The sequence below is a fragment of the Pontibacter burrus genome (assembly GCF_010686685.1).
In the GTDB taxonomy this organism is placed as follows: Bacteria; Bacteroidota; Bacteroidia; order Cytophagales; family Hymenobacteraceae; genus Pontibacter; species Pontibacter burrus.
The window spans coordinates 225,708-239,408 of the sequence record NZ_JAAGWD010000001.1 but is presented as its reverse complement, the minus strand read 5'-3'; the positions used below and the strand labels follow the sequence as shown (position 1 = coordinate 239,408).

The following is a 13,701-nucleotide window of genomic DNA, read 5'->3' as shown; positions in this document are numbered from 1 at the left end:
TAACTCCAATTATAGCCAACAGTCTCCAGCCTAAAGTATCTACTCTATAGTATATCGGTTGTGCAATAGTTGGCGTTATAGTTAGTTGAGTGGTTAGTACTGAGCATTGCTGTACATGTATGCTTTTTATTTCGGCCAGACTACTACAATCCCGCCTGCTTTGTTAAATTTGTAGGCAAATCATCCCGAACAATGGAAAACAGATATTTGCGCCGTGGCGTGTCGGCTTCTAAAGAGGATGTGCATAATGCCATCAAGAACATCGACAAAGGTATTTTCCCGAAAGCTTTCTGCAAGATCATCCCTGATATTTTAACTGGCGACCCGGACTACTGCAACATCATGCACGCCGATGGGGCTGGTACTAAGTCATCGTTGGCCTACCTCTACTGGAAAGAGACCGGCGACCTGAGCGTTTGGAAAGGTATTGCCCAGGATGCAGTAGTTATGAATACCGACGACCTGCTATGCGTAGGCGCTACCGATAACATCCTGCTTTCGTCTACGATTGGCCGTAACAAGCACCTGGTGCCTGGCGAGGTAATAGCTGCTATTATAAACGGCACTGAAGAAGTTTTACAGTTGCTGCGCGATAATGGCGTGGGTATTTACAGTACCGGCGGCGAAACAGCCGATGTAGGGGACCTGGTACGCACTATAATTGTAGATAGCACCGTAACGGCCCGCATGCGTCGTGACGAAGTGATCAGCAACCACACCATACAGCCCGGCGATGTAATAGTTGGGTTTGCCTCTTACGGGCAAGCTACTTACGAGACCGAGTATAACGGCGGGATGGGCAGCAACGGCCTTACATCTGCCCGCCACGATGTGTTCCATAACTATATTGCCGCATCGTACCCTGAAAGCTTTGACCCGGAATTGCCAGCCGATTTGGTTTATTCGGGCAACTATAAGCTAACCGACGTAGAGCCTGAAACCGGCCTGGAGATGGGTAAACTGGTGCTCTCGCCAACACGTACCTATGCACCTATAGTTAAAGCCATATTGGAGCAGCACCGCCAGCACATACATGGCATGGTGCATTGCAGCGGCGGCGCCCAGACTAAAGTGCTGCACTTTACCGAGAAGGTACACATCATAAAAGATAACCTGTTCCCGACACCACCACTGTTCCGCATTATTCAGGAGCAAAGCCACACCGACTGGAAAGAAATGTACAAGGTGTTTAACATGGGCCACCGACTGGAGATTTACCTGCCCGAGCAATACGCGCAGGAACTGATTGCGATCTCCAAATCCTTTAATGTGGATGCCCAGGTAATTGGCCGCGTAGAAGCTAGCAGCAGAAACGAGCTAACTATAAAAAGCGCCCACGGCGAGTTTTATTACGAAGGATAAGTAGTCGTAACTATAACCATATAAGAGAAACCGCAGGTAAAAAGCTTGCGGTTTTTTTTATATATTTCATTCACGCTATAATTCTTGCGCCCTTAACCTAATCCTTATGAAAACACTTTTCCTATTTCTTCTGCTTTCACTCTCCACAATAGCCGCCGTTGCTCAGGTTAACTCTGATTCAACCCATAAAAATGAACAGCAAAGGAGGGTAACCATTGGTGTAAATGTAAATACCATTTCCTTTCATATTTACTATGAAGCAGATAAAACTCCTGGTGCAGTTAGGGCAGGATATTTTGTGCCGGTTTCTTTAAATGTGGGTTACCAACTCACCGACAGGATAAAATTGCAGGCAGGTTTAGGTTTGGGTGGGGATACGCATGAAGTCACGGAGCAACTCCAAAATGGAGAGCATAACTATAGGTCGAGAACTGTAGCCTTTGCCGTGTCTGTTTCCGGTTATCTTACGTTGCTGAACCTGTATAAAAAGCTGCCAGTGTATGGTATATTGGCTATAGTACCAGCTTATGGAGTTACCACAACCCATGTTACAGAAACAGATGATGAAGGCAGTAGAAACTATATTATAGCAGATAGTGGCTCTGATGTTTTTGCTATAGCTGGCTTAGGCTTTAACTATAAAGTAAGTGAGCGCATTTACGGTAATGTGTCCTACTTCTTCTATAAAACAAACCTTACCGGACCTAATTCCACCTTCTACGATTGGGACTATGGATACCCAGGTGCAAGGAGCTTTATAAAATCTTTAGAATTAGGGATGAACTATAGGCTATAGATATGAAGCGGCTTACTTTCATGTTTCACAAATCTAACCTACCCTTTATGAAAACATTATCCCTATTTCTTCTGCTTTCACTCTACACTTTAGCCGCCATTGCACAAGTTAATCCTGATACAGCTGCCCGGACTTCAAAGCATTTTTATGTAGGCTTAGGACTGACAACAATTACCTATCACATATATTATGACGAACAAGAGAAGTTAGGAGATAGTAAGACAGGGTATTTTACGCCGGTAACGCTGCATGTTAGTTATGCTATTACCGACAGGTTAAATATACAAGCAGGCATAGGTTATGGAGGCAGCAAAGCAAAAAGGGAATGGTCGCCGAATCATAACCCCAACGATCCGGTAAAGTACAAGGACCGCTCTGTAACGCATGTACTGTCAGTGCCTGTCTCTGCAAAGTTCATTTTCTTTAAAGCACTCAGGCGTTTTCCAGTGTATGGCACTTTCACACTGATGCCCTCTTTTGGGTTTTCAAAAGCTGAATCTGAGGAAATAACAGATACTAACACCACAACCACTGTTGTTAAAGTTAACGACATGAATGTGTTTGCAACAGGTGGCTTGGGTTTTAACTATAAGATAAGCAACAGGTTTACTGGCTATGCAGAGTATCTGTTTTATAAACATAATCTAACCGGCCAGAACTCATTCGACTATGATTGGGAGCAGGCATCAACTATAGGGCGAAGAATATTTAAATCCTTGGCTATTGGAGTAAACTATAGTCTGTAACAGCATCTTCTATAGTTGCTTATTTAAGCCGCGGATAATAGACCTTCGGCTTTTTTTATTGCTCATAGTAAAGGCTACAGTTCAGTAAATAAGCAGGTTAAGAAGCTGTGGTAACTACAGTTTCAAACTATAACAGTAAAAACCTATATAACTGGCACAGTAATTGGTTGTGGTAAAGTATAGCGTTTAAACTATACTACCATGAGAAAGCTTCTACTTCCGCTCCTGCTTGTGCTGCTGGCGATGCCGGTACTGGTACAAGCTTCTGTGCTTACCTTTCGGGCACCTGCCGGCGAGCCTTTTTACCTGAAACTGAATGGTAAACTGGTAAACCACAAGGCATCAAACTTTGTGCGCGTCGATCACCTGCGTCCCGGTAAACACCACGTGGAAGTAAAAGTGCGCGATCGTTACCGCGATTACCAGTTGGCTACTAACGTATATGCACGAAATGGCTACGAAACCAACTATAGCATTGATGTAAACCAGCGCAAAGGCAAAATAAAACTTAGGCTGTTAAGCGAAGTGCCGCTGCTGCCACCGCCACCGGTTGTAGTGCCGCGTGTGCCGTATCCGCCTGCAGAGCCTTACCGGCCAGCCCCACCGCGTTACGACGACCGTTATGATAGACGCGATGACCGCTGCGACTACCTGATGAGCCGCCAGGATGTAGACCGATTAGCTGATGCCATGAAGAGCCGCAGCTTCGAGAGCACCAAGTTAACTATAGCCCGCGAAGCCCTGCGCAACAGCAGCATACTGGCCGAAGACCTGAAATACATCCTGCAGCAATTCGACTATGAAAGCACCCGCGTAGAGTTCGCCAAATTCGCCTACGACTACGTCTGTGACCGAGAGCGCTTCTACTACGTGTACGACATCTTCAAATTCGATAGCAGCGTGCGCGAGCTGGAAGAATACACCAGCCGGCGCAGGTAGTTAGAAAGTTAGAAAAGGATAAGTTAGAAAGTTGTAGCAGACCTCACAGTGTCTTGAAGACCTGTGAGTGTCTTGCCAACTATAGAACTATAAGATTTTGTGTTAAAGTTAAAGTGTTAAACAGTTTGTGTAGTTAAAAAGCCGCTCCCGGAAACGGAGAGCGGCTTTTTCTATTTCTGTCGGTTGCCTATATCCAGGTTTCTATAGTTCGGAGCATAGTTGGTTTGATAAGTTACTATGGAGCGAGGGTCCACGCTCGTGCCGAACTACAGTTTGGGCCTCAGGCCCGGTAGGGTTGTAAATCCAACTTTATACATAAGTCATAAATCACAAATCCGCGCCAGCAAGGCTTTCAAGTAAGCGCTAACAACCCACCCCTGCCCCTCCGAGGAGGGGAATTGCTTCCTGCGTGATAGTTTAGCTACCGGCTATAGTTCCCATAGGAGACCAACTATAAAACTATAGTTTCATCAAATCTCAAGTTCGAAATTCCCCTCCTCGGAGGGGCTAGGGGTGGGTTTCAGTTGATCTATCTGTAATAAAAAAAGCCGCTCCCAGAAATCTCCGGAAGCGGCCTTATAGTTTATAGCTCAGAAGTTACCTTTTCTAACTTTTTAACTTCCCAACTTTCTAACTTCGAAACTTACCTCAGTCTGTCTGCAGATCGTACCAGGTCTTCGTCGCGTTTGATGAAGCGGTTGGCCAGGGCATTAAGCAGCAGGGCCAGCATGGGCATATAAAAGCCAGCTTGGTAAGAACCATTGTCGGTGCCGGCAATTAGTGGGTTAGCAACATACGCTGCGTAATAAAACGATGTTCCCAGAAGGGCGGCCAGTACAAGCGAGTTCAGCAGGCCCAGTTTCATCTGGTTCAGGCGGTTGCGGAACTGGAAGATCTCCACCAGCGCTACTACAGCTGCAGCTATAGCCAATAAGCCAATAGCAATGGCGCTTTTAGAGGTTGTGCTTCCAGCAGATGCGGCATCAGCATTCAGTATTTCAGATTTAACTTCCCAGGCAGTAAGTATTACAGTTTCGCCGGTGGCAGCATCGGTTTTAGACCATAGCGGTAGGAACAGCATCGAGATGACAGCTGCTGCCAGCAGAAACAGAAATACGGATTGAATTCTTTGTATCATGTGTAGGTTAATTTAACTTGCAAAGAGATGCAAAATTAGACAAAGACCTGTAAAACTAAAATAATGAATTCAGCTTACATCATAGATATAGTTAGAACACCGGTTGGTAAGTTCGGCGGCAGCCTGAGCACGGTTCGCCCCGACGACATGGCCGCCTTTATTTTGAAGGAACTGATGGCCCGCAACCCGCAGGTGGCCCCGGAACTGATAGAAGACGTGGTGATGGGCGCTGCAAACCAGGCTGGTGAAGATAACCGGAACGTGGCCCGTATGGCTCTGCTGCTGGCTGGCCTGCCCCTGGAGATTGGTGGCATAACCGTTAACCGTTTGTGTGCATCCGGGTTGCAGAGCATTATAGATGCCAGCCGCGCTATTAAAAGTGGCGATGGCGATGTGTACCTGGCTGGTGGGGTTGAGAGCATGACCCGTGCCCCGTTTGTAATGGCCAAAGCCGAAACTGCCTGGTCGCGCACGCCGGAAATTTACGATACAACCATAGGCTGGCGTTTTACCAACCCAACTTTATCAAAACTACACCACCCGTTTGCCATGGGCGAGACAGCTGAGAATGTGGCCGAACGCGAAGGTGTTTCACGTGAAGCGCAGGACGAGTTTGCTCATGGTTCGCAACTAAAGTATAAAGCAGCACACGAAGCTGGTAAGTTTAAAGACGAGATCATCGCTTACCCGGTGCCACAGCGCAAAGGCGATCCGATCATTTTCGATACCGATGAGCATCCGCGTTTATCAACTATAGAAAAACTGGCTACACTGGCGCCGGCCTTTAAAAAAGGAGGAACTGTAACGGCTGGTAACTCATCGGGCATTAACGATGGCGCAGCTGCCTCGCTTATCGTGAGCGAAGAAACTGTAAAACGCCTGAACCTGACCCCAATGGCACGTGTGGTAAGTGTGGGCATAGCCGGCGTAGACCCTGCGCACATGGGCATGGGCCCGGTTCCGGCAACCTTGAAAGCGCTAAAAAGAGCAGGCTTAACTATAAACGATATCGGGCTGGCCGAAATAAACGAAGCCTTTGCCTCGCAGGCGCTGCCATGTATGCACCAACTGGGCATCGATCCGGCTATAGTTAACGTGAACGGGGGCTCTATTGCCATTGGTCACCCGCTGGGGGCGAGCGGCACGCGTATTTCGGCTACGTTACTGCACGAAATGAAGCGCCGCGAAAATGTGCGCTATGGCCTTGCGACGATGTGTGTAGGCGTAGGACAGGGTGCAGCCATTATTTACGAGAAAGTGTAGCCAAAAAAGTAAGTTTAATGCAGCAGGTCTTAGGTTACTAAAAGCATAAGCTGCTCATTTTACTTGAATACGCTATTGCAAAGCACGTTTTATACATGTTGCCATAAGGTGCAGGTGCGGCTAAGGTAAGATGTTTGTTGTGTAAGTAACCAAGCGATTTGTTGAGTCTTATAATCGTTGTGTAAATAGCAGACAGCTATAAAGTGAGTCGAAAGTACCTTTTAAAGCTGTCTGCTATGGAGTATATTTTTTTATGATAAGTTCTACTGCCCGGGCGTTTTTGAGCGCTTTATTTTTTGTCGTTAGTACTGCCTCTTACGCACAAACGCTACCTGTTGGCACTCCTCTCTTAGAAGAAAGGGCAAGGCTACATCAGTTAAGGGGAGAGTTAAATGAGAATATCTCTTTTTTGATAAGACCTTTATATTCCACAGGTGCACCAGTGTCGGATTTTCTTGCATTAACTGCAGATAGTTCCGGCTTTAGCATAAATCAGAATGTACTGTATACAAAAGGCAAGGTTTCTATATCGTTGCTTCCGCTAACATTAAAACAGCAGTATAACTCTCATCATCCGTTCGGCTGGAACGATGGAGCTATGATACCTGCAAAAGGTTACCAGAGCCTGTTGTCTGCAGGGGTATATACTAAAGTTGGCCCGCTAAGCATTCAGCTTCAGCCAGAACTTGTGTTTGCGCAAAACAGTGCTTTTACTACCTTTCCTACCTCCCTGGACGACGATATCTGGAAGAGTTACTATTATGTGTTAAACCGTATAGATGCACCCGAAAGGTTAGCAGAAGGTGTTTACAGCAAGCTTCTGCCCGGGCAGTCCAGCGTACGGTTTAACTATAAGAAACTGTCCTTGGGGGTGTCCACAGAAAATTTGTGGTGGGGACCCGGAGTCAGAAACTCTCTGGTTATGAGCAATACAGCACCAGGCTTCGCACATTTTACTTTTAATACTACTGCTCCGGTAAAAACAAAGATAGGTTCGTTTGAATGGCAGGTGGTAGGCGGCTTTTTGGAAGGCTCGAATATTTTACCGCCCGATACAGCCCGCACTTTTCAGGGACAAAAGTTGTATAACCCAAAACCCGATGGCGACAGATACTTAAATGGCATGGTGGTTACCTGGAATCCGAAATGGACAAAGGGATTACACCTGGGTGTGAGCAGAGCTTTTTACCAATACAGCCATAATGTGACTTCCGACCTGAACGGCTATCTGCCGGTTGTCTCGGCGCTGTTTAAGAGCAACGCAAAAAAAGAAGATGAATTTGGCCGGGATCAGCTTATTAGTCTCTTTGCACGGATGGTTTTGCCAGAAAGCAGAGCTGAGTTCTATTTCGAATATGGCAGAAACGACCATGCCCAGAACATAAGGGATTTTATACTTGAGCCAGAGCACGCAAGAGCTTATTTAATTGGCGTAAAGAAACTGTTCCCAACAGCTACAGGAAGAGAGGTAGAGTTGTTTGGAGAGATTACCCATTTACAAAGCCCTTCCACGCAAAGTGTAAGACCATTAGAAGGTTGGTATACACATTATCAGGTAAGGCATGGGTATACGCACGAAGGGCAAATGTTGGGTGCCGGAATTGGCCCTGGAGGCAGCAGCCAAACTATTGGGCTGAACTGGTTGAGGGGTGCGAACAAGTTTGGTGGAGTAATAGAAAGAATTGTGCACAACAACGACTTCTATTATGATGCCTTCGCAAATCAGAAGGAATATGAGAGGCATTGGGTTGATTTAGCTTTCAGCTTAAATAAGAGCTGGATGAAAAAGCGCCTTATTTATTCCGCCAATCTTGGTTTAGTACGCTCCTTTAATTACAAGTGGCAGTACAACACAATATCAGATGAAGAAGTGAATGCGACTAATGTTCATGCTGCTTTTTCTGTGTCGTTTCTGTAAATCATCATTCAAAAAAATTAGTAAATCCGGGAGCTATAGTTTCAGGTCTGAAAGCTCTTACCAATATTCAGAAGCCTGTTCTGTTAACAGAACAGGCTTCCTGTTTGTAGGTGCATACTTGAAAGAAGATATTTATAACAGTAAATGCGTTTTTGGCACTGCCTTTGTATATAGCAAAACAACATATTAACTGTAGCTTATGAAAAAGGTATTGACAATTGCATTGGTAGCAGTGCTGACGATAGTTGGACAGGCAGCCATAGCCCAGGGAAACAGCCACGCGCAGAGTAAAAGACCTGAGTTTGTAAATGAGAAACACCGCGCCCACGCCGAATGGAAACGCGAAAAAGAGAACGCCAAAAAACATAAAAAGCATAACAAGAAATACAAAAAACACGACGACGATGACCGCTGGAGACGTGATGACGACCGCAGAAGAAGAGACCATGACCGCGACCGCGACAGAAGAGTAAGTGACAGAAGAGATGAAACCTGGGAAAGAACTACCGAACAGCGCCGTGCAGAAGAGAGACGCCGTGTGGAAGAGCGCCGCAGAGAGCAGGATCGTAAGCCAGGCACAGTGCGCGACGTGATCCTGAAAAGAACAGGCGGAAATATTTAACCGCAATAACTGCCTGGGCTGATGCGGCAAGCTAAAAGCTCAGACATTTAACTATAAAATATACCAACAGTGCCCAAAGCCCGGCTATACTTTGTTTAGCCGGGCTTTTTCATGAACTATAGTTTGGGGAATTCGACTATAAACTATAGTTCTATAGTTGCTGTGCATGGGCAATCATATATCGTTGATTTAATATGGCTATAGTTTGGTGACGCATTAAATGGAAATGATAACTTTGTTGCATGCGGTATTTTTTAGAGATCGCCTACGACGGCACACGTTTCCATGGATGGCAGGTACAACCCAACGCCCTATCGGTGCAGGAAGTGCTGGACGACAGCCTGAGTAAAATTCTGCGCGAAACTATAGTTACTACCGGCAGTGGCCGCACCGATACCGGCGTACACGCCAGCCAGCAGTTTGTACACTTTGATTGCAGCCAGCCACTGGACCCGCAACAGGTCGTTTACCGCCTTAACCGCATTTTACCCGACGATATCTCCGCTTACAATTTATATTTAGTACTCGACGAGGCGCATGCCCGTTACGACGCTTTTGCCCGCACCTATCATTACCACATTACGCTCCGCAAAGATCCGTTTAAACGCTACTATGCCTGGTACCACAGCAAGTCGCTGCATGTAGCCAGCATGAACGAAGCAGCTGCTATACTGCTGAAGTATGAAGATTTTACTACATTTAGTAAAGTAAAAGGCGATACCAAACACTACCGCTGTAACCTATACGAAGCTGTGTGGGAGCAACAAGGAGACGAGCTGATGTTTACCATTCGGGCTAACCGTTTTTTGCGTGGCATGGTGCGGCTTATAGTTGGCGCGTTAGTAGATGTTGGGCGTGGAAAGTTAACTATAGCACAGTTCGAGCAGATGATCGCCAGCCAGGACCGGAGCCAGGCCAGCGGTGCTGCACCATCCGAAGGCCTTTACTTAGCCAGGGTAGAGTACCCGGAGCACTTATTACAGAACATCACCCAAAACAAACTATAAATTCTATGCAGTTAGAAGAAGATCATCTGGGGCCGCATTTAAATGGTAAACACCTGCGGCCGGAAAGTTTAATGATGAGTTACGGGTACAACCCCGAGTGGTCAGAAATGGCCGTAAAAGCTCCCATCTACCAAACATCAACCTTCGTTTTTAAGAACGCCGAAGAAGGCAAAGCATTTTTTGAACTGGCATATGGCCTGCGCGACAAAGGTGCCGAAGAGCAAATGGGCCTGATCTATAGTCGCCTGAACAACCCTGACCTGGAGATACTGGAAAACCGCCTGCGTTTCTGGGATGGTGCCGAAGATGCGGCTGTGTTTGCAAGCGGAATGGCCGCCATCAGTACCATGCTGCTGGCCCTGCTAAAGCCCGGTGACGTTATCCTGCACAGCGAGCCTATTTACGGTGGTTCTGATTACTACATCAAAAACATCCTGCCTAAATTCGGTATCCAGAGCATCGGTTTCAGAGCCAATATGGAAGCCGACGAGGTAGCAGAACTGCTCGAGCAATCGGGTGTAGCCGATAAACTGGCGATGATCTACATCGAAACACCTGCCAACCCAACGAACCACTTAGTAGACATCGAAGCCTGCGCTGCCCTGGCTAAAAAACACTCTACCGACGATAAGAAAGTTATAGTTGCTGTGGATAACACCTTCCTGGGCCCACTGTTCTCGCACCCACTGAAGCACGGCGCTGATTTGCTGGTTTACTCTGCAACCAAATACATTGGCGGCCACTCCGACCTGATCGCAGGGGCCTGCTTAGGCTCGGCTGCCATCATGAAGCAGGTGAAAGCCATGCGTACGTTTATGGGATCGATGGCCAGCCCGTGGACTGGCTGGATGCTGATGCGAAGCCTGGAAACGCTGAAGATTCGTATGGAAGCTATGGCGCGCGGCGCAGAAACCGTAGCCGAGTACCTCAAGAACCACCCGAAAGTAGAGCGCATTTACTACCTGGGCGATTTACAGGACAACCCGCAGCAGCAGGCTATTTATGAAAAGCAGTGCTTGTCGGCGGGGTCGATGATCTCGTTTGACATAAAAGGCGGCGAGAGAGAAGCCTTCAAGTTCCTGAACAGCCTGCGCCTGATAAAACTGGCTGTAAGCTTAGGCGGCACCGAATCGCTGGCTGAACACCCGGCCTCCATGACCCACTCCGATATCTCTCCAGCCGACCGCGCTGTGATGGGCATTGGCGAAGGCATGGTGCGTATTTCGGTAGGTGTGGAGCACCCGGAAGATATTATAAATGACATAGAACAAGCACTGGAAAAAGTGCAGGTTAGCGTAAGCAGTTACGCTTAAGGTTCGATTTCAGCTAACGTCAACCCACCCCTAACCCCTCCAGGGAGGGGAATTGCCGAAATTGACTTTTCATAAACTATAGGTCTATAGTTAGTTGTTTAACTGTAACTATAGGATTAGGAAGTGAACTATAGGCTAGAAGGAATTCCCTCCCTGGAGGGGTTAAAGGTGGGTAAAATAAGAAAAGTTTAATTATCGGTAAAAGAGTCGCAGGTGTATAGTTGCGGCTCTTTTGTTTTAGGGGAAATTGATAAATATAGGTATAGTTAAATTTTAGGTGAAACCTGGGTTGGTTATCCGCGTTGAAGTATAGACAAAGTATAATATAGCTTGCTTTTGGCCGCCTTACAAAGCCTGTTGTTAACTGGTCTACAAACTATAGTTGCAGCAGGAGAAAAATCTAAATCCATTGCTATAACAGACCTATAACCTAATGCCTATGCAGGCACCTTTACACCCTGAAACTGCCATCCGGATTCTGAAATCGCTGGTGCGACTAATAAGCTGCCACCGGGCTACAAAGCTATTTTCAGTAACTATAGCTATGCTGCTTGTGGCAACTATAGCACAGGGCTCGCACTTCAGGTATGGCAACGTGAGCTGGCACTGGGTTAACGGCAACACCGTAGAGTTTAAGGTTAGCCAGTCGTGGCGCTACACGGCTTTCTATGCTGAGGTAGGGCAAACGGTAAACCCCGGCGATTTTAATTTTGGCGATGGCACTGCAGCTGCTATTCCGCTTAAAGTTACGGCTGTAAATAAGGTTGACGACTGGATGTACGGAGAAGCGATCATTACCAAAACCTACAATTCTACAGGCAACTATAAGGCTAATTTTACAGGCTGCTGCCGCGTAAGCGAACTCAAAAACAACCCCGAAGGCAGCTGGAACCTGCAAACTATAGTTACGGTGGGTAACGGCAACAGCGCACCGGTAACCACACTACCGGCCGTCGTAAATCTACCACACAGCAAACCCGACGCATCGTTCCAAATGCCGGCCACTGACCCCGATGGCGACGCACTGACTTACCGATTAGCCAGCAAAGAAGAGATGGGTGGTGGCGTCAATCCCGAGGGTTTAACAGTAAACGCAACAACAGGAATTATATCATTCAGCACGGCAGGCAAAGCAGCAGGCGAACTATACAATGCCGCCATAACCGTTACCGACAGTCGCGGCGCCAGCGTTACCACCGATTTTGTGATCCTGATAACCGAGCAATCTACACCGCCTGTATTTGACTATAGTATTACACCGGCACACCAAACCGTATATCAGGTAGCTCCGGGGCAAAAATTAAACTTTACTGTAAAAGCCCACGACACCGATCCGAACGACAAACTTATGCTGCAGGCCACCGGCTTGCCCGTAGATGCTTTACTTTCGCCGGCTTTACCCGTTAACGGCAACCCGGTACAAAGCGCCTTCACCTGGACCCCAACAGCCGCCAACTTGGGTGCACACGTCATCAACTTCATAGCCCAGGATTCAAAGGGCGTGCAAACCACTACATCGGTAACTATAAATGTAGGCTATAAGCCAGGTTTTGATATACCGCCAACACCCGAAGCCAACAGCTATCGTTTTACAGCGCCCGGGCAAACTATAAAATTCGATCTGCAGGCATCAGCACCAGATAAGAATAATAAACTAAAACTTGTCGAAATAACAGGACTACCCTCAGGTGTGGCGCAGTTGCCAACTATAGCCGCCAACCCGGTGCAGATGCAGGTAAGCTGGGTTCCGGAAACCAAACACTGGGGACTGAATAAGATCAAAGTAAAAGCCCGCGACGACCAGCAGAACGAAGTAAGCCATAGTTTTAACCTGGTCGTGAACACGCCACCAACATTTACATCTGCACCTACAGAGTACCCTATAGCTGCAGGCTACGAATTTAAATATGAAATAACAGTGCAGGACAATGACTTGCCGTACGGCGACAGGTTAGCTATACTCACAGATCAATTGCCTGCCTGGCTGCGCCTGATAGACAGGGGAGATGGAACTGCTCTGCTCTCGGGTACACCAACTATAGCCGATGCCGGTGAATATACTATAAAACTGATGGCCGAAGACAAATGGCACCACAACGGCGGCCTGGCTGTGCAGGAAATCTACTTAAAAGTTACGGATGCCAGCTGCGGTGAAAACAACGAAAAGGTGCTTGTATGCCATAACGGGCAGACGATCTGTGTGCCTAAAAGCAAAGTGCAGGAACATCTTGACCACGGGTGCTACCTCGGCACCTGCGATCAGCTTATCCCGGGCGAATATGTAAAAGAAGAAGCAAAGCTGCTTGCTTACCCAAATCCGCTGGGCGCCACTACCACCCTGGAGTTTGTACTGCCTGCAGCCGGAAACTATAGCCTGGAGCTCCTCAACCTTAAAGGTCAGCCGGCCGCGATGCTGCAGCAAGGCAAAGGCGAAAAAGGCCAGCTTTTTGTTCAGGAAGTAAACACTACAGATCTGCTGCCAGGGATATACTTTATCCGGCTGATAACCGACGGCGGGGTGCAGCACGTAAAGGTGGTAAAACAATGAGCTCTGCTGTACTAACTGCTGCTGTAGTCTGTTAAAAACACTTACCTTT

General features: G+C 47.2%; 11 protein-coding genes. 10 read left to right on the top strand and 1 reads right to left on the bottom strand.

Features of this window, described 5'->3' with window-relative positions:
* Window positions 1-192: 192 nt before the first annotated feature.
* From GXP69_RS01185 to GXP69_RS01170, 4 genes are all read left to right on the top strand, one after another.
* Window positions 193-1,362, top strand: a complete 1,170-nt coding sequence (locus GXP69_RS01185) for an AIR synthase related protein (protein WP_163911280.1) — start codon at window positions 193-195, stop codon at window positions 1,360-1,362.
* Between the two features lie 106 nt (window positions 1,363-1,468).
* Window positions 1,469-2,158 carry an outer membrane beta-barrel protein gene (locus GXP69_RS01180; RefSeq protein WP_163911277.1) on the top strand — a complete coding sequence of 230 codons (690 nt, stop codon included), beginning with the start codon at window positions 1,469-1,471 and terminating at the stop codon, window positions 2,156-2,158.
* 47 nt (window positions 2,159-2,205) lie between these two features.
* On the top strand, window positions 2,206-2,904 hold the full coding sequence (locus GXP69_RS01175) for an outer membrane beta-barrel protein (RefSeq protein ID WP_163911273.1): 699 nt from the start codon (window positions 2,206-2,208) through the stop codon (window positions 2,902-2,904).
* A 201-nt stretch (window positions 2,905-3,105) separates the two neighbouring features.
* Window positions 3,106-3,843 (top strand): DUF4476 domain-containing protein, encoded by a 738-nt coding sequence (locus tag GXP69_RS01170; RefSeq protein ID WP_163911271.1) that lies wholly within the window; start codon window positions 3,106-3,108, stop codon window positions 3,841-3,843.
* Window positions 3,844-4,486: 643 nt separating this feature from the next.
* Here the strand turns inward: GXP69_RS01170 and GXP69_RS01165 are convergent.
* Window positions 4,487-4,981 (bottom strand): DUF4293 domain-containing protein, encoded by a 495-nt coding sequence (locus GXP69_RS01165; RefSeq protein WP_163911267.1) that lies wholly within the window; start codon window positions 4,979-4,981, stop codon window positions 4,487-4,489.
* Window positions 4,982-5,044: 63 nt separating this feature from the next.
* Between GXP69_RS01165 and GXP69_RS01160 the strand changes: the two genes are divergently transcribed.
* The 6 genes from GXP69_RS01160 to GXP69_RS01135 all read left to right on the top strand — a co-directional run bounded on the left by GXP69_RS01160 (window position 5,045) and on the right by GXP69_RS01135 (window position 13,652).
* Entirely contained in the window at window positions 5,045-6,244 is a 1,200-nt protein-coding gene (locus GXP69_RS01160; protein WP_163911265.1) for a thiolase family protein, read from the top strand.
* A gap of 442 nt (window positions 6,245-6,686) precedes the next feature.
* On the top strand, window positions 6,687-8,162 hold the full coding sequence (locus tag GXP69_RS01155; protein WP_163911262.1) for a capsule assembly Wzi family protein: 1,476 nt from the start codon (window positions 6,687-6,689) through the stop codon (window positions 8,160-8,162).
* A 199-nt stretch (window positions 8,163-8,361) separates the two neighbouring features.
* Window positions 8,362-8,784, top strand: coding sequence for a hypothetical protein (locus GXP69_RS01150; protein ID WP_163911259.1), 423 nt, complete (start codon window positions 8,362-8,364; stop codon window positions 8,782-8,784).
* A gap of 242 nt (window positions 8,785-9,026) precedes the next feature.
* Complete coding sequence (gene truA / locus GXP69_RS01145) at window positions 9,027-9,791, top strand: tRNA pseudouridine(38-40) synthase TruA (RefSeq protein WP_163911256.1); 765 nt, start codon at window positions 9,027-9,029, stop codon at window positions 9,789-9,791.
* A 5-nt stretch (window positions 9,792-9,796) separates the two neighbouring features.
* Entirely contained in the window at window positions 9,797-11,104 is a 1,308-nt protein-coding gene (locus GXP69_RS01140) for a cystathionine gamma-synthase family protein (RefSeq protein ID WP_163911253.1), read from the top strand.
* A 439-nt stretch (window positions 11,105-11,543) separates the two neighbouring features.
* On the top strand, window positions 11,544-13,652 hold the full coding sequence (locus tag GXP69_RS01135) for a putative Ig domain-containing protein (protein WP_163911250.1): 2,109 nt from the start codon (window positions 11,544-11,546) through the stop codon (window positions 13,650-13,652).
* The last annotated feature ends 49 nt before the right edge of the window (window positions 13,653-13,701 follow it).

Coding starts and splice junctions, on each gene's coding strand:
- GXP69_RS01185 (WP_163911280.1), top strand. CDS start 193: ATGGAAAACAGATATTTGCGCCGTGGCGTGTCGGCTTCTAAAGAGGAT.
- GXP69_RS01180 (WP_163911277.1), top strand. CDS start 1,469: ATGAAAACACTTTTCCTATTTCTTCTGCTTTCACTCTCCACAATAGCC.
- GXP69_RS01175 (WP_163911273.1), top strand. CDS start 2,206: ATGAAAACATTATCCCTATTTCTTCTGCTTTCACTCTACACTTTAGCC.
- GXP69_RS01170 (WP_163911271.1), top strand. CDS start 3,106: ATGAGAAAGCTTCTACTTCCGCTCCTGCTTGTGCTGCTGGCGATGCCG.
- GXP69_RS01165 (WP_163911267.1), bottom strand. CDS start 4,981: ATGATACAAAGAATTCAATCCGTATTTCTGTTTCTGCTGGCAGCAGCT.
- GXP69_RS01160 (WP_163911265.1), top strand. CDS start 5,045: ATGAATTCAGCTTACATCATAGATATAGTTAGAACACCGGTTGGTAAG.
- GXP69_RS01150 (WP_163911259.1), top strand. CDS start 8,362: ATGAAAAAGGTATTGACAATTGCATTGGTAGCAGTGCTGACGATAGTT.
- truA (WP_163911256.1), top strand. CDS start 9,027: ATGCGGTATTTTTTAGAGATCGCCTACGACGGCACACGTTTCCATGGA.
- GXP69_RS01140 (WP_163911253.1), top strand. CDS start 9,797: ATGCAGTTAGAAGAAGATCATCTGGGGCCGCATTTAAATGGTAAACAC.
- GXP69_RS01135 (WP_163911250.1), top strand. CDS start 11,544: ATGCAGGCACCTTTACACCCTGAAACTGCCATCCGGATTCTGAAATCG.